Annotated in this window: 19 protein-coding genes and 1 pseudogene; 11 read left to right on the top strand and 9 right to left on the bottom strand. The window is 35.5% G+C overall.

The genetic code is table 11. The features are described from left to right. Together ACW6OJ_RS00770 and ACW6OJ_RS00775 are read left to right on the top strand one after the other, a co-directional pair. A pseudogene (locus ACW6OJ_RS00770) lies at positions 1-242 on the top strand (uracil-DNA glycosylase); the annotation flags it as partial. A 13-nt stretch (positions 243-255) separates the two neighbouring features. Continuing rightward, on the top strand, positions 256-849 hold the full coding sequence (locus ACW6OJ_RS00775; RefSeq protein ID WP_455105083.1) for a Dph6-related ATP pyrophosphatase: 594 nt from the start codon (positions 256-258) through the stop codon (positions 847-849). A 381-nt stretch (positions 850-1,230) separates the two neighbouring features. On the opposite strand, the gene ACW6OJ_RS00780 is transcribed toward ACW6OJ_RS00775, so the two are convergent. Both ACW6OJ_RS00780 and rpsU read right to left on the bottom strand, forming a co-directional pair. Continuing rightward, entirely contained in the window at positions 1,231-1,671 is a 441-nt protein-coding gene (locus tag ACW6OJ_RS00780) for a GatB/YqeY domain-containing protein (protein ID WP_293700766.1), read from the bottom strand. Positions 1,672-1,695: 24 nt separating this feature from the next. Continuing rightward, complete coding sequence (gene rpsU, locus ACW6OJ_RS00785) at positions 1,696-1,875, bottom strand: 30S ribosomal protein S21 (RefSeq protein WP_002844447.1); 180 nt, start codon at positions 1,873-1,875, stop codon at positions 1,696-1,698. Positions 1,876-2,275: 400 nt separating this feature from the next. Here rpsU and pfkA point away from each other — a divergent pair, with 400 nt between their 5' ends. The 3 genes from pfkA to rlmD all read left to right on the top strand — a co-directional run bounded on the left by pfkA (position 2,276) and on the right by rlmD (position 6,699). Beyond that, positions 2,276-3,247: a 6-phosphofructokinase gene (pfkA, locus tag ACW6OJ_RS00790; protein ID WP_293700763.1), complete on the top strand. Its 972-nt coding sequence runs from the start codon at positions 2,276-2,278 to the stop codon at positions 3,245-3,247. Between the two features lie 105 nt (positions 3,248-3,352). Next, positions 3,353-5,089, top strand: coding sequence for a pyruvate kinase (gene pyk, locus ACW6OJ_RS00795; RefSeq protein WP_455105084.1), 1,737 nt, complete (start codon positions 3,353-3,355; stop codon positions 5,087-5,089). A 251-nt stretch (positions 5,090-5,340) separates the two neighbouring features. After that, positions 5,341-6,699: a 23S rRNA (uracil(1939)-C(5))-methyltransferase RlmD gene (gene rlmD / locus ACW6OJ_RS00800; RefSeq protein ID WP_456095482.1), complete on the top strand. Its 1,359-nt coding sequence runs from the start codon at positions 5,341-5,343 to the stop codon at positions 6,697-6,699. An 83-nt stretch (positions 6,700-6,782) separates the two neighbouring features. Here rlmD and ACW6OJ_RS00805 read toward each other — a convergent pair whose 3' ends face one another. From ACW6OJ_RS00805 to ACW6OJ_RS00820, 4 genes are all read right to left on the bottom strand, one after another. Beyond that, positions 6,783-8,018: a site-specific integrase gene (locus ACW6OJ_RS00805; RefSeq protein WP_456095483.1), complete on the bottom strand. Its 1,236-nt coding sequence runs from the start codon at positions 8,016-8,018 to the stop codon at positions 6,783-6,785. A 114-nt stretch (positions 8,019-8,132) separates the two neighbouring features. Further along, the gene (locus ACW6OJ_RS00810) at positions 8,133-9,281 is read right to left on the bottom strand and encodes an Abi family protein (RefSeq protein WP_456095484.1); all 1,149 of its coding nucleotides are present in this window, start codon (positions 9,279-9,281) and stop codon (positions 8,133-8,135) included. A 126-nt stretch (positions 9,282-9,407) separates the two neighbouring features. Continuing rightward, the gene (locus tag ACW6OJ_RS00815; RefSeq protein WP_456095485.1) at positions 9,408-9,800 is read right to left on the bottom strand and encodes a hypothetical protein; all 393 of its coding nucleotides are present in this window, start codon (positions 9,798-9,800) and stop codon (positions 9,408-9,410) included. A gap of 47 nt (positions 9,801-9,847) precedes the next feature. Further along, positions 9,848-10,471, bottom strand: a complete 624-nt coding sequence (locus ACW6OJ_RS00820; protein WP_456095486.1) for a LexA family protein — start codon at positions 10,469-10,471, stop codon at positions 9,848-9,850. Positions 10,472-10,645: 174 nt separating this feature from the next. Between ACW6OJ_RS00820 and ACW6OJ_RS00825 the strand changes: the two genes are divergently transcribed. Continuing rightward, complete coding sequence (locus tag ACW6OJ_RS00825) at positions 10,646-10,861, top strand: DUF739 family protein (RefSeq protein ID WP_304195310.1); 216 nt, start codon at positions 10,646-10,648, stop codon at positions 10,859-10,861. A 208-nt stretch (positions 10,862-11,069) separates the two neighbouring features. On the opposite strand, the gene ACW6OJ_RS00830 is transcribed toward ACW6OJ_RS00825, so the two are convergent. Continuing rightward, on the bottom strand, positions 11,070-11,285 hold the full coding sequence (locus tag ACW6OJ_RS00830) for a hypothetical protein (protein ID WP_456095487.1): 216 nt from the start codon (positions 11,283-11,285) through the stop codon (positions 11,070-11,072). An 80-nt stretch (positions 11,286-11,365) separates the two neighbouring features. Between ACW6OJ_RS00830 and ACW6OJ_RS00835 the strand changes: the two genes are divergently transcribed. Beyond that, entirely contained in the window at positions 11,366-11,539 is a 174-nt protein-coding gene (locus ACW6OJ_RS00835; protein WP_456095488.1) for a hypothetical protein, read from the top strand. Here ACW6OJ_RS00835 and ACW6OJ_RS00840 read toward each other — a convergent pair whose 3' ends face one another. Next, positions 11,540-11,680, bottom strand: a complete 141-nt coding sequence (locus ACW6OJ_RS00840) for a hypothetical protein (RefSeq protein WP_456095489.1) — start codon at positions 11,678-11,680, stop codon at positions 11,540-11,542. It abuts the gene before it with no gap. 101 nt (positions 11,681-11,781) lie between these two features. On the opposite strand from ACW6OJ_RS00840, the gene ACW6OJ_RS00845 reads away from it, so the two are divergent. Continuing rightward, a complete protein-coding gene (locus ACW6OJ_RS00845) occupies positions 11,782-11,928 on the top strand; it encodes a hypothetical protein (protein ID WP_456095490.1) in 147 nt (48 codons plus the stop codon). On the opposite strand, the gene ACW6OJ_RS00850 is transcribed toward ACW6OJ_RS00845, so the two are convergent. Next, positions 11,925-12,188, bottom strand: a complete 264-nt coding sequence (locus ACW6OJ_RS00850) for a hypothetical protein (RefSeq protein ID WP_456095491.1) — start codon at positions 12,186-12,188, stop codon at positions 11,925-11,927. The two genes, ACW6OJ_RS00845 and ACW6OJ_RS00850, sit on opposite strands and share 4 nt — an antisense overlap. A 93-nt stretch (positions 12,189-12,281) precedes the next feature. Between ACW6OJ_RS00850 and ACW6OJ_RS00855 the strand changes: the two genes are divergently transcribed. The 3 genes from ACW6OJ_RS00855 to ACW6OJ_RS00865 all read left to right on the top strand — a co-directional run bounded on the left by ACW6OJ_RS00855 (position 12,282) and on the right by ACW6OJ_RS00865 (position 13,292). Further along, a complete protein-coding gene (locus ACW6OJ_RS00855) occupies positions 12,282-12,491 on the top strand; it encodes a helix-turn-helix domain-containing protein (RefSeq protein WP_456095492.1) in 210 nt (69 codons plus the stop codon). 134 nt (positions 12,492-12,625) lie between these two features. Continuing rightward, positions 12,626-12,880 carry a hypothetical protein gene (locus ACW6OJ_RS00860; RefSeq protein ID WP_456095493.1) on the top strand — a complete coding sequence of 85 codons (255 nt, stop codon included), beginning with the start codon at positions 12,626-12,628 and terminating at the stop codon, positions 12,878-12,880. 208 nt (positions 12,881-13,088) lie between these two features. Continuing rightward, positions 13,089-13,292, top strand: a complete 204-nt coding sequence (locus ACW6OJ_RS00865) for a hypothetical protein (protein WP_456095494.1) — start codon at positions 13,089-13,091, stop codon at positions 13,290-13,292. Positions 13,293-13,298 lie beyond the last annotated feature (6 nt).

Below are 13,298 nucleotides of genomic sequence, written 5' to 3' on the forward strand. Positions count from 1 at the left end.
ACAATATAATATCCTACCTAAATCAAAGAGAGGAGCCTGTAATATTTGTACTATGGGGGGCAAATGCAAGGTCTAAAAAGAAGCTTATAGATGGATCGAGGCACCATATACTAGAGGCCCCCCATCCAAGTCCACTTTCAGCACATAGGGGCTTTTTCGGGTGTGGACATTTTGCCAGGGTAAACCAGATTCTAGAATCTATGGGACAAGAGCCTATAGATTGGCAGATAGAAAATATTTAGTAGGTGAAGGTATATGAAATTTTCAGCGTCATTTAGTGGTGGTAAAGACTCCACATTAGCAATAAAGAGGATGTTAGACCAGGGCAACGACTTAGTTGCCCTAATTGTTTCTACAAAAAAGGGACAAGACTTGTCTTGGACCCATAATCTAGAATATAGGTATTTCGAGGATGTAGGCCAGATACTTGCTTGCAAGGTAATATTTACAAGGGCAGGCCTAGAGGACTATGAGGTCCAATTTGAAGAGGCCTTAAAGACAAGTAAAGACCTAGGTGCCCAGGCCTGTATTTTTGGTGATATTGATATAGAAGGCCACCTAAATTGGAATAGGGCCAGGTGTAGAAAGGCAAATATAGGCTGCATCCACCCCCTAGAATACGAGAAAAGGGAGAATATTCTAGATGAATTCATAAATTCAGGCCTAGAGGCAAGGATAGTGAAAGTAAATGAGGATTATCTTGACAGGTCCTATGAGGGAAGGTTATTGGATAAGGGCTTGATTGATTATTTCAAGGAGAATGACCTAATAGATGCCTGTGGTGAAAATGGTGAATACCATACTAGGGTAGAGGTTTGGTCAATAGAAAAATATCTAAAAAAAATATAAAATCTACTTGATTTTTATAAGGACCTATGGTAAACTAAAGTTACTTGATACTGATTATCGTATCAAAATTAAAGATTTAATCAATCTTTAGCTTCCATATCAACACATATAAATTGTTTAATAAAAATAGGCTGGGCACAGCCTATTTTTATTTACATGAAAAGTTTTAGAAATATAGAAAGTAAGAAAATAAAAATGACGGCTAGATGGATAGCTGCTCTTAAAATATTATTATATATTCCTATATTCAACCAATTAGATCTAAGGTATATCCAAAAAAGTCACCCATACCTTTAACGGAAGTTTACATCAAGTGATATAGACGCAAAAAAGACTATACATACAAGATGCATAGTCTTTTAGTTAGCTTACACTAAGTTTTTACAAATTCTTCTTAACAAGTTCGTTTATCTTTCTGCCGTCTGCACGTCCAGCAGTCTTAGGCTTGATAGCAGCCATAATCTTGCCCATATCCTTCATTGATGTAGCACCAACTTCAGCTATAGTTTCGATTACGATCTTCTCAAGTTCTTCTTCGCTTAATTGTTGAGGTAGGTATCCTTCTAAAACTTGTATTTCAGATTTTGTTTCTTCAACCAAATCATCCCTGTTAGCCTTGACGAATTCCGCAAGTGAATCCTTTCTTTGCTTAAGCTGCTTTGATATGATATCGATGATAGCATCATCAGCTAGCTCAACACGGTTATCAACTTCATGCTGTTTAATAGCAGCCCTGATAAGTGTAACAACAGACTTTTTGACTTTATCCTTGTTTTTCATAGAAGACTTTAGGTCTTCCTGCAGTTTTTCTTTAAGGGACATTCCCTTTCACCTCTTTTTAATTAACTATCTTTTAGCGTTTTTTCTTCTAGCAGCTTCTGCTTTTTTCTTACGCTTAACACTAGGCTTGTCATAGTGTTCTCTTTTTCTAACTTCTGACATTATGCCAGACATAGCACACTGTCTCTTGAATCTTCTAAGTGCACTATCTAATGATTCGTTTTCTCTTACTCTAACTTCTGACATCTGTTTCACCTCCCTACAACTAGCGATTTGTTAACCTAATCCGATTAGTTTAACACCATAATATTATAAGATAAATTAGGCTATTTAGCAAGTCTTTTTGAAAAATATATAGAAATATATATAAAATTCTAAAAAAATCTAATCTTACGCAAAAATTATTTATGAATTTAAAAAAGTGTGGTATAATATGTAAGTGGATAATACCCATTATTTTTTTATACATTGTGGGATAAAAAACGCAATATAGGGACTAAAAAAGTCCATAACCTGTTTCAAATCATAAATAAGTGGTATTTTGAAAATAGGTATTATAGGTAAATTTTTAATATGAGTGATATTATAGATATATATTTAATTATGGTAAGTTAAATGGTAAAAGGTAAAAATCAGGAGGTAATGTATGAAGGCTATTGGTATTTTGACTAGTGGAGGAGATGCTCCAGGTATGAACGCAGCCATTAGAGCTGTTGTTAGAACTGCCATATATTATGGCTACAAGGTATACGGAATCGAAAGAGGTTATGCAGGTCTTTTGGAAAAGGACTTTAGAGAAATGGACCTTTCTTCAGTAGGTGATATCATCCAGAAGGGTGGTACAGTATTAAAGTCATCAAGATGTGATGAGTTTAGGACAGAAGAAGGTAGGGCCAAGGCTGTAAAAATATTGGAAGAATTTGGTGTTGAAAGCTTAGTGGTAATAGGTGGAGATGGGTCTTTTACAGGAGCTAACAAGCTAAGCCAGTTAGGAGTACACACTATAGGTATACCAGGAACTATAGACAATGACCTTGCCTATACTGATTATACTATAGGCTTTGATACTGCAACAAATACAGTCATAGATGCTATAGGTAAGCTAAGAGATACGTCATCATCACATGACAGGGTGAATATTATAGAGGTAATGGGTAGACATTGTGGAGACCTTGCCCTATTTGCTGGTATAGCAGGTGGTGCAGAGTCTATAATAGTACCTGAAATGAATACAAGTACAGAGGATATAGTTAAAAAGCTTAAGACAACTCAGAAGAGGGGTAAGAAGCACAGTATCATAGTTCTAGCAGAGGGTGCTGAAAATATAGAGGGTGGAGCCCTAGGCCTTAGGTCTGCCCTTACAATAGAAGACAAGGCAGATGTTAGGATAACAGTTCTAGGCCATGTTCAGAGGGGTGGTTCTCCATCAGCCTTTGATAGGATCCTGGCTAGTAAACTGGGCAATAAGGCAGTAGAATTACTAATAGAAGGTAAGTCTGGCAGGGTTGTCGGTATAAAGGACAATAAGATAATAGACATGGATATAGATGAAGCTCTTTCAATGAAGAAGACTTTTGATGAAGATATGTATGAAATGGCAAAGATACTGTCTATATAGGGCTTGTATCTTGTTGACATAAAGACTGAGCTGGTGACTTAGTTTATAATTTATAATTTGGCAGGCTAAGGCCAAGCCGTACAAAGTTATAGGAGTGATTAAATTATGGTAAGATGTAAAAAGACAAAAATTGTTTGTACAATGGGACCTTCAACTGATTCAGACCAGGTTCTAAAGGAATTAATTGAAAATGGACTAAATGTTTGTAGGTTCAATTTCTCACATGGTTCACACGAAGAACACAAGGAGAGAATGGATAGGACAAAGAGGGTAAGAGAAGAATTAGACCAGCCAGTGGCAATCCTTCTAGACACTAAGGGTCCAGAAATTAGAACTGGTGAATTTGAAGAGCCAGTAGTCCTTGAAGAGGGTGCAAAGTTTGTAGTAAGTATGGACGACTGTATTGGTAACAGCCAGAGATGTAGTGTATCATACAAGGGTATGATAGACGATGTTAAGGTTGGAGATACAATCCTAATCGATGACGGTCTAGTAGGCCTAAAAATTGAAGAAATTAAGGGTAATGACATACATACAGTAGTGGCAAACTCAGGAAAGGTATCATCAAGAAAGGGTGTAAACCTTCCAGGTGTTTCAATCAACCTACCAGCAATCACAGAAAAGGATATAGAGGATATCAAGTTTGGTATAGAACAGGGTATAGACTTTATAGCAGCATCATTTGTTAGAAAGGCTTCTGACGTACTTGAAATTAGAAAGGTACTAGAAGAAAATAATGCACCTGACATCCACATCATATCTAAGATAGAGAGCCAGGAGGGTGTAGATAATATAGACTCAATCATCCAGGTTTCAGATGGTATAATGGTGGCCAGAGGAGACATGGGTGTTGAAATTCCAAGTGAAGAGGTACCTATTGTCCAGAAGATGATCATCAAGAAGTGTAATGAGGTAGCCAAGCCAGTAATCACAGCTACTCAGATGCTTGACTCAATGATTAGAAACCCTAGACCTACAAGAGCAGAGGTAACAGACGTGGCCAATGCCATCTATGATGGTACTGACGCTATAATGCTTTCTGGAGAAACAGCTGCCGGTAAGTACCCAGTAGAGGCTGTAAAGACAATGAACAGAATAGCCTTGAGAACAGAAGAAACTCTTGACTACAAGATTAAATACAATATAGACATAGACGAAATAACTGTAACAGACGCTATCAGCCATGCTACTTGTACAACAGCAATGGACCTTGGTGCTAGGGCTATCATAACTTGTACCTCATCTGGTTATACAACTAGGATGGTATCTAAGTTCAGACCTAAGTCTCCGATCATAGCGGCAACTCAGAATGAAAGAGTTAGAAGAAAGCTATCCCTATTATGGGGTACATACCCTCTAATTTCTAAGTTTGCTGAAAGTACTGATGAGGTAATGGATGAATCAGTAGAAGTAGCTAAGAAGGCAGGAATAGTAAATCCTGGCGATGTAGTTGTAATCACAGCAGGCGTACCAGTAGGTAAGACAGGAAAAACTAACCTAGTAAAGGTTGCTGTAATTGGCGAATTCCTAGGTAGGGGTGTTGGTATTGGTAAGGTTTGTGTAGAAGGATCAGCCAAGGTAATTATGCCAGGAGAAGACAAGGAATTCAATGAAGGAGATGTCCTAGTTACACTTGGTACTGACAGAGATATGTTGAAGTACATGGAAAAGGCATCAGCAGTAGTAACTGAGACTGGTGGTATGACTTCACATGCTGCCATAGCAGGAATCAACCTAGGCATACCAGTAATAGTATCCGTAGAAGGTATCACAAAGAAGATAAAGGACGGACAAATGATAAAGGTAGAGCCAGCCAGTGGTGCTGTTAGTAGAGAACAGTAGTATTAACTAAATAAATAATATAATTTAGGTCGTATACCAGATTCATATGAAATGGGCATACGGCCTATTTTTTATCCTTAAAAGGTGACTATGTGGTATAATGGGGTGTAGTATATAATTATTTTAAAGGAACGATTAGACCTAGCTTAAGCAAATATTTGCTAAGCTGATTTATAGATAAATTTTAAAAAAGCTAGAAAAAGCCTGATAAGGTTGAATAAAAGATAAATAAGTGTTGAGAAGGATAAAAGATGTTAGAAAAAGGCAAAAAATACGAATGTAAGATAGTAGATATAGGACAAAATGGTGTTGGCATAGGCAAGCATGAGGGCTTCACCGTCTTTGTAGACGGGGCACTATTGGGTGAGGTTGTTGATGTCAAGATCAAGAAGTCCAAGAAAAAATATGCAGAAGGAGTAGTCTCTAAGATAAAGGAAAGGTCACCATACAGGGTAGACAGGGCCTGTAACCCCAAATACTCAAGCTGTGGTGGATGTCAGATCCAGGAGCTAGACTACCAAAAGCAGCTAGACCTGAAGACTAATATGGTCAAGGAAGATTTAAAGAGGATAGGTGGCTTAGAAGATGTACAGGTATTTGATACAATAGGTATGGAGGTTCCATATAGGTACAGGAACAAGGCCCAATTCCCAGTCCAGAAGGAAGATGGAAAAGTGAAGATAGGCTTTTATAGGAAGAAGAGCCACGATATCATTGATATAGACAAGTGCCTTATCCAGGATGAAAAAAATGACCTTATTATAGACATTATAAGGAAGTACATAGAAGAAGAAAATATCAGCATATACGATGAAAAAAGCCACAAGGGACTACTAAGGCATATAGTAACCAAGGTAGGCTTTACAAGTGGCCAGGTAATGGTAGTCCTAGTAGCTACAGAGGATAGGTTTAAGGGCTTAGACAGGCTTATAGAAAGCCTAAAGGACCAGGTAGAAGGTTTTACCAGCCTGGTGGTAAATATAAACAAGGACAAGACCAATGTAATCCTGGGATTAAAGAATATAAACAAGTATGGAAATGGTAAAATAGTAGACAATATAGGCGACCTAAAGTTTGAAATATCACCACTGTCATTCTTCCAGGTAAACCCAATTCAGACAGAGGTCCTTTACAATAAGGCCTTGGAATATGCAGACCTAAAAGAGGGGGACAGGGTCTTTGATATCTATTGTGGAATAGGGACTATATCCCTATTCCTAGCCCAAAAGGCAGAATTTGTCTATGGGGTAGAAATAGTTGAAGATGCAATCAAGGATGCCAGACTAAACGCAAGGCTAAACGGTATGGACAACCTAGAGTTCTTTGTAGGTAAGGCAGAAGAGGTAGTTCCTGAAATCTACAAGGAGGGCAAGAGAGCCAATGTAGTCGTAGTGGACCCACCTAGGAAGGGCTGCGATGAAAGGGTCCTGGATACCATAGTCGAGATGGCGCCTGATAGGGTAGTCTATGTAAGCTGTAACCCAAGTACCCTGGCCAGGGACCTGAGGTATTTGGTGGATAGGGGTTATAGGTGTGAGAAGGTCCAGCCTGTAGACTTGTTCCCTCATAGTGTTCATGTTGAAAGTGTGACACTTCTAACCAAGCGATAAAGCTATTTTCAATGATTATAAGGGCTTAGTTTATACACTTTGTCCACCATTTGTCCACGGTTATTTTATCCGTGGACAAGTTTTTATAATTTGACCACGTCTTCTAGTATATCTATACTTTGTGCCTGCATCTTTAGAGTATTATGGGAATAAGCAAATGTTTGTTCAATGTTTGTATGCCCTAACCTTTCGGCAACATCCACTGGATTAGCTCCGTTTTCCATTAGTATAGTAGCGTGTGTATGCCTTAGGCTGTGAAAGTTGAATTTAATCTTCAAATTATTTCTAATGACCTTAGAATAATATTTTTCTGTATCCGAGTCACAATACACCCCATTTTCCCTAACACATACAAGGTTTAGTGGGGGGAGATCCAGCGGTATAACAGACTCAATTATCTTGTAAATATCATTTCCGGCATCATCTTTTTCAACTCTTTTATATAAAGTTGTGTAATATTTACCATAAAATAACCTATTTTCTTGCTGTCTTATTTTTTCCTTTTTAAGCTCACTAATAGTCCAGTCATCAAGCTTTACTATCCTATCAGATTTATATGTTTTGGGCGTACCTATAAACCACCCAAAGCCTTTTGTTTGGCGTGTCATATCAGCATACCTTTTATATACCGACTTATTGATATGCAATGTCTTATTTTTAAAATCAATATCATCCCATGATACGCCATAGGCTTCTGACTTCCTTAATCCTGCCATATATCCTAGTATGGTTGGTATGTAAAAAGGGTGGCCTGGTGGAAATTTATCCAGTATCCTTTTAAAGTCTTTTACGCTTATAACGTATCTTATAGAATCTCTTGGCTCAAATCGAGGTATTTTAACGGGCGACGCAGGGTTAAATTGAATTAGTTTTAGTGGCTCTATGGCATAATCAAGGGCACTGGATAGTGTCGTAAATATTCCAACGGTATGTGACTTTGAGTAGCCCCTTATTTTAAAGTTATTAACAAACATTTGTACGGCTGTAGGGTTTAGTGCTGATAATTTATACTCACCCAATGCCGGCTTTATGTGGTGTTCTATATGTCCCCTATAGCTAAGTAAAGTATTGTACTTATAGTTTAGCTTGCAGTATTCTTCAAACCATAGATCCATATAATCTGATATTGACATATCTGATGCTGTAAATGTAAGCCCAGTATTATTATACTCATTAAGGGCCTTAGTGCCAGCTTCTAGTGCTTCCTTTTTAGTCCTAAAGCCACCTTTAGACTTTTGCTTTCTTTTGCCACCAACTGAAGCTATTTCAAATCGATATTCCCAGTTGCTGCCACGCTTTCTAGTATTTACTTCTGCCATTGTAATTTCTCCTTTCCTGATGTATAATTATATTATAAAAGGACACACTTATAGTGTGCTTTTGTGTGTATAAGAAGTAGTGAGTCCGCCAAGATTTAGCTACTTCTTTTTTGTTTATCTTTTTGATTTTCTGTATCCTGCCTCTATTGCTTCTGTTTCAGATTTGAAAATCAATATATTATCCTTATGAATTTTACCATAATATTTACCACCTGGTAGGTGATATATTTTTGAATTTATATTAGCCTGTATTATAGTTTCATCAGTACTTGCATTCTTATTAACAAGGTAATTTCTATACCAGTGTATTTTATTAACAAAATCATTTGGTAAATCTAGCAAATCGAAATAGGTAGCATATATAGACTTTAGTGATTCATTATATAAATTAGCCTGTTCTGTGAAGGTAACTATATCATTTATAAATGAAAGTCTTAACCTATCCGAATCAAGTAGTATCAATATACAAAGAATAACAGTGTAAACATCTTTCCCATTGCTTTTAGGGACAAGCATTTCTGAAGGTACAATCGTGCTAATACCTGTTACTGAGACATTTACATGGTCCTTGTATGTTAGAAATTTGTAGTTATGTACAATTTCATTTCTGTACAGTCTGGAAATAGTTAGCATGTTTTTTATTATACCTGCTTTATCTTTTACGCTGCTACTGATGAGTCGTTCTGAAACATAATCTTTTTCAGTATTATTCAAAGCTTCATAAAGCTGTATGGCAGCATGAAATTCAACGTTTTTAAGTAATATCCATGGTGGTATATGGTTATGTTTGGCTAAATAATGTTTTGTAGGATATCCCATTTTTCGGATATTTTTATATATTTTGTCTAATATATCTGCAACTTTTATTTTTTGCCTCTTAGTTTTAATACTTTTTCTGTATTTCATTTTATCTAGATAATCTTTTGTATCGACCCCAAACTCTCTAGCCAAAATATATGCTAGTTCATTTTTGAAAAGGGTCTCAACCATGAACAACCTTCTGACAATAATATTCTGAAACTCATCATTTATGATGTAAAAGTTGTACAAATCTTCTATAGTTGTGTTGGGCTTAAATATTTCCTTTCCGTCAGGACATTTATCTATAAAAACTTCTTTGCTACCATTTACCAAATCATAATATGATAATTTCCTTATTACCTCGTCTGCGAAGTCCTCATTATTTATTATTAAATTTTTTTCATACCTTAGTTTTTTAAACATTGCCCTCTTATCAAGGAACGGCTTGTCATATGTAAACATAGTAATCCTTTCTAAAATGAAAGACACCAGATTAATAAAATTAATCTGGTGCATCCTTACGGTACTTCTCCTACTGAGAACATCCGTGGTCATTTAATTAATTCTATTATACCAAACAAATATGTATTAGGCAATAATTTTTACTAAATCTCCTACACAAATAGGCGATTTAGCTGGTCTATCTACTGGTGATATTTCCGACTCGTTCACGTTGATTTGATCATAGCTTACTAATTCGCTAACAAAATCAACAGCAAAAGGTGTTAGAACATTTCTTTTTTGTCTTTGTACTTTTCGGCATATTGAGAACTGGTCGAAGGTCTCGTAAATCTCTAACTCATCTTTTATTGTATCGAGTGTACCTAATACGAACTCAGTTTTTGGATCTATTATTTCTTCACCTGGGATGTAAATTCTTACTTTTTGGGCAATTTTTGCACCGTCATCTATCCCATAATTTATGATCAGCTCGTTATTAGACAATATCTTTATTACTTTGTAACCATTTTTTACGAACATAATTTACCTCCATTTACTCAAAAAATATATAAATAAAAAATTATAGCCTAATATTTTCTAACTATCCCGGATAACTTACCAATAATATATGGATTGTCTTCCTCTTTAACCATTAAAGGTTCATATTTACTATTACAAGGCTGTAGAGTGAGGTAATCATCATTCTTGTATACTTTCTTTAATGTGGCATCACCATCCACTAATACCGCATATATATCACCATTTATGATAGGCCTATCTTTAATTATAAGTGCTAAATCTCCGTCATTTATACCAACATCTATCATTGAATCACCTCTTATGCTAAGTGCAAAATCGGCCTTATATTCTTGATTTAATATAAGATAAGAATCTATATTCTCAGTAGCTAATATGGGCTTTCCTGCTGCAATAGACCCTACAATGGGAATCCTATTAACCTTAGTTATAGGTTTAAGGTTTTCAGGAAGAGGTCTATTTTCTTTTATAGCATCCTCACTACCCAATAAATACCCTATGCTTACGTCTAAAGCTTCTGATAAAGGTTCAAGTATATCATATGGAACTTTACCTATATCTCCATTTTCGTATCTATATATTGTTGCTTTATTTTTATTAAGTATATCAGCTAACTCTTCAACTGACATTCCTAACTCTTGTCTCCTATTTTTTATTCTCTTAGAAATTCCCATTTATATCACCTGCCTTTGAGGTTATTATAGTACAAAGTTTGCATAAATGCAATACAAAAAATCAAATTAAAAATATTTATTCGCATTTTAGCAAAATAACTATTGACATATGATTATACTTAATGTATTCTATAATTAGCAAATCGCATAAATGCGAAAAAGGAGGTGAATTAAATGATAGCAGTAAATAAACTGAAGGGGAAAATCGCTGAACAGGGAATGAACATGACGACTTTTGCAAAGAGCATAGATTTAGATTATTCAAGCTTGTATAGGCGTTTGGAGGGGCAGGTATCTTTTACGGTGTCGGATGTTGAAAAGATAACAAAAGTATTGCATCTGGAAAATGAAGATATTGTGAATATTTTTTTTGCAAAAGAAATCGCATAAGTGCGAAAAAAAGAACACAATCAACAATAAGGGGGGTGGTGAGAGATGTACAGATTGCTAAAAGAGATTTTAAAAGAGTTAAAAGGAATAAGAAAAGAACTCCATATTATTGCGAGTAATACGGAGTCTTGCAATTTAACCTGTAAAATCTATGGGAGTCGTATATCCAACGAAAATGACATAGATATTATGGCAAATAGATTAAATTCTAAACTTCTTGATAGTATAAAGCCGTAACTGAATAACAAAGTGTATGACTTTTTAAGGTAACAGCTTTCATTACAGCAGAAACTTGGATATCTACAATTAAATTCGTATTTTCAGCAACATTATATAAGGATTTAATTGTTTCATCCATTATTGCATCTGTTCCTGAGCTATCAGGTTCAACGAATATAGTTACAGATTTAATGAATTTTTTCATATTTTCACCTCCTCTCTAAAAACATTATACCAGAGATTAGGTGAAAAAGAACATAACCAACAGTAAGGAGGTGATGAGAGATGAAATTAAAAAAACTATGCTTAGCAACGGGAGAAATTTTTGAAAATGTTGATATTGTCGACAGATATGAATTCCCCCACCTCGGAGAAATGTTGCGAATAAAAGAGGAAGGGAAAATCATATTGATTAATACAGATTTTGTATTAACTGCCGAACCTCTTTATTTAGAGTAGCTATTTACTCTTATTAGAGGATTTAGTTTGTGACAATGCACTGCCAGCTACTGATTTAGATGATGAGCTGTATCTACCATCTTTTAGTATTTTGCTGGCTGTTGAAGCAACTTTCTTGCTAGTTTGCTTTGTATTAGCCATAAAAAAATTCTCCTTTCTATAAATTTCAGCAATGCTGATAAGTTAATTATAGCATAGGTAGATTAATAAGACACAATCAACAATAAGGGGGGTGATGAGAGGTGTACAGATTGCTAAAAGAGATTTTAAGAGAGTTAAAAGGAATAAGAGAAGAGCTTCATGTTATTGCGACTAACACAAAGCCCTTAAAGCTTACTGAGAGCGAAATAATATCAATCTCTCAAATTACAGATACTTTAAAATTTTAGTTTATTGTGTATTCCTTCCAGGGGATTCTAGAAGGGTCAATATTAGCTAAAAAATTTACGATATCTTTTCGGCCATGGTACTTAAAAGTGCCTCTACTGTCTTGAGAGGCGAATACTATTGGTATTGGGCCAAAAACAGGGATTAAACTCTTTCTATATTCTTCAATTTTACTTGAAGTACTATTGAAAAGAGAATTTTTAACAAGAACTATTGCAAAAGTTACTCCCTGTTCTTTAATAACGGATCCAGTTAAACGCATGATTTATTGGGCTCCTTTCTATAAATTTCAGCATTGCTGATACCTAAATTATAGCACAAGGAGATAAAAAATATATGTTAAGGGGGTTTTAAAGTGAAAGAATTACTAACAGTAACAGAAGTGGCCATGCATTTAAAAGTTAATAAAAATACAGTGTATAGCTATAAAAAGGCTGGGCTTTTAAAGTTTATGAAGCTTGGTAAGTTGAAGTGTAGGGAACAAGATTTAGAAGATTTCAAGGAATGGTGCGTGGGGAAAGATGTTACAGATCCATTCAATGTAAAAATACTAGAAGAGAATTGAGGTAATAAGAAATGAAAGCAATAGATGATTTTCTAGGGGCTATAGGATACGCCCTACTGATAGGGCTAGAGTACACCAAGATGGCCTGGACAAGATGGCAAAATATATAAGATTTAAGTAAAGGAAGGTAAAAAATGAAAATAGCAAATGGAATTAAAGATATTAACAAAGAATTAAATAAGAAATTAGTTGATGAAGGTGATATATTGTGCATTCTAGCTGGTGTTGCTGGATCGCTTGAGAGTATCATGCAAACTGGCATCCCAATTATGCTACTGATGGCACAGGGTGGTGACGACACTGGGCTTGTTCGAAAAGCAGTAGATTTTACGAAGAAGAGCCTAAAAGAGTGTATTGAGTTGCTAGATGCAATTAAATATGAAGATTAGGGGGGGTGATTGAGTTGAGAGCTGAAGATTTAGGAATAGATGACCTGAAAGACTACTTAGATTACCAAGAGTATCTAAGATCAGATGATTATCTGGGGTGGCAATACGAAGAAAGCGACGACTAATAATCGGAAATCAGTCAATCGCTTTAAAAGAAATTAGTTAAGTTAATCAACTTAATTATATCAGAAATGTTGAGGAGAATCAAATGGATAAGTTGATATTTAGAACAAGAAAAAAGATAAAAGACGGTAGTACGAGGACAATTAGAATCAGTGAAGAGTCTATGGAAATCATAGAGAGTATAGCAGAAGCTACTGACCTAAATAAACACACTGTGATTAATAGGATGATAGATTTTGCAAACCAACATGTGGTGATAGAAGATGTTTGTGATGGTTATGAGAGGTAGAGGCAA

The sequence above is a fragment of the Peptostreptococcus sp. genome, from assembly GCF_977045075.1.

What these genes read in the sequence shown, in the direction of transcription:
- ACW6OJ_RS00820 (WP_456095486.1), bottom strand. Translation starts at nt 10,471, where the DNA reads ATGGGAATTTCTAAGAGAATAAAAAATAGGAGACAAGAGTTAGGAATG.
- ACW6OJ_RS00815 (WP_456095485.1), bottom strand. Translation starts at nt 9,800, where the DNA reads ATGTTCGTAAAAAATGGTTACAAAGTAATAAAGATATTGTCTAATAAC.
- rpsU (WP_002844447.1), bottom strand. Translation starts at nt 1,875, where the DNA reads ATGTCAGAAGTTAGAGTAAGAGAAAACGAATCATTAGATAGTGCACTT.
- ACW6OJ_RS00825 (WP_304195310.1), top strand. Translation starts at nt 10,646, where the DNA reads ATGATAGCAGTAAATAAACTGAAGGGGAAAATCGCTGAACAGGGAATG.
- ACW6OJ_RS00835 (WP_456095488.1), top strand. Translation starts at nt 11,366, where the DNA reads ATGAAATTAAAAAAACTATGCTTAGCAACGGGAGAAATTTTTGAAAAT.
- ACW6OJ_RS00840 (WP_456095489.1), bottom strand. Translation starts at nt 11,680, where the DNA reads ATGGCTAATACAAAGCAAACTAGCAAGAAAGTTGCTTCAACAGCCAGC.
- ACW6OJ_RS00780 (WP_293700766.1), bottom strand. Translation starts at nt 1,671, where the DNA reads ATGTCCCTTAAAGAAAAACTGCAGGAAGACCTAAAGTCTTCTATGAAA.
- ACW6OJ_RS00810 (WP_456095484.1), bottom strand. Translation starts at nt 9,281, where the DNA reads ATGTTTACATATGACAAGCCGTTCCTTGATAAGAGGGCAATGTTTAAA.
- ACW6OJ_RS00850 (WP_456095491.1), bottom strand. Translation starts at nt 12,188, where the DNA reads ATGCGTTTAACTGGATCCGTTATTAAAGAACAGGGAGTAACTTTTGCA.
- pfkA (WP_293700763.1), top strand. Translation starts at nt 2,276, where the DNA reads ATGAAGGCTATTGGTATTTTGACTAGTGGAGGAGATGCTCCAGGTATG.
- ACW6OJ_RS00830 (WP_456095487.1), bottom strand. Translation starts at nt 11,285, where the DNA reads ATGAAAAAATTCATTAAATCTGTAACTATATTCGTTGAACCTGATAGC.
- pyk (WP_455105084.1), top strand. Translation starts at nt 3,353, where the DNA reads ATGGTAAGATGTAAAAAGACAAAAATTGTTTGTACAATGGGACCTTCA.
- rlmD (WP_456095482.1), top strand. Translation starts at nt 5,341, where the DNA reads ATGTTAGAAAAAGGCAAAAAATACGAATGTAAGATAGTAGATATAGGA.
- ACW6OJ_RS00805 (WP_456095483.1), bottom strand. Translation starts at nt 8,018, where the DNA reads ATGGCAGAAGTAAATACTAGAAAGCGTGGCAGCAACTGGGAATATCGA.
- ACW6OJ_RS00865 (WP_456095494.1), top strand. Translation starts at nt 13,089, where the DNA reads ATGGATAAGTTGATATTTAGAACAAGAAAAAAGATAAAAGACGGTAGT.
- ACW6OJ_RS00775 (WP_455105083.1), top strand. Translation starts at nt 256, where the DNA reads ATGAAATTTTCAGCGTCATTTAGTGGTGGTAAAGACTCCACATTAGCA.
- ACW6OJ_RS00860 (WP_456095493.1), top strand. Translation starts at nt 12,626, where the DNA reads ATGAAAATAGCAAATGGAATTAAAGATATTAACAAAGAATTAAATAAG.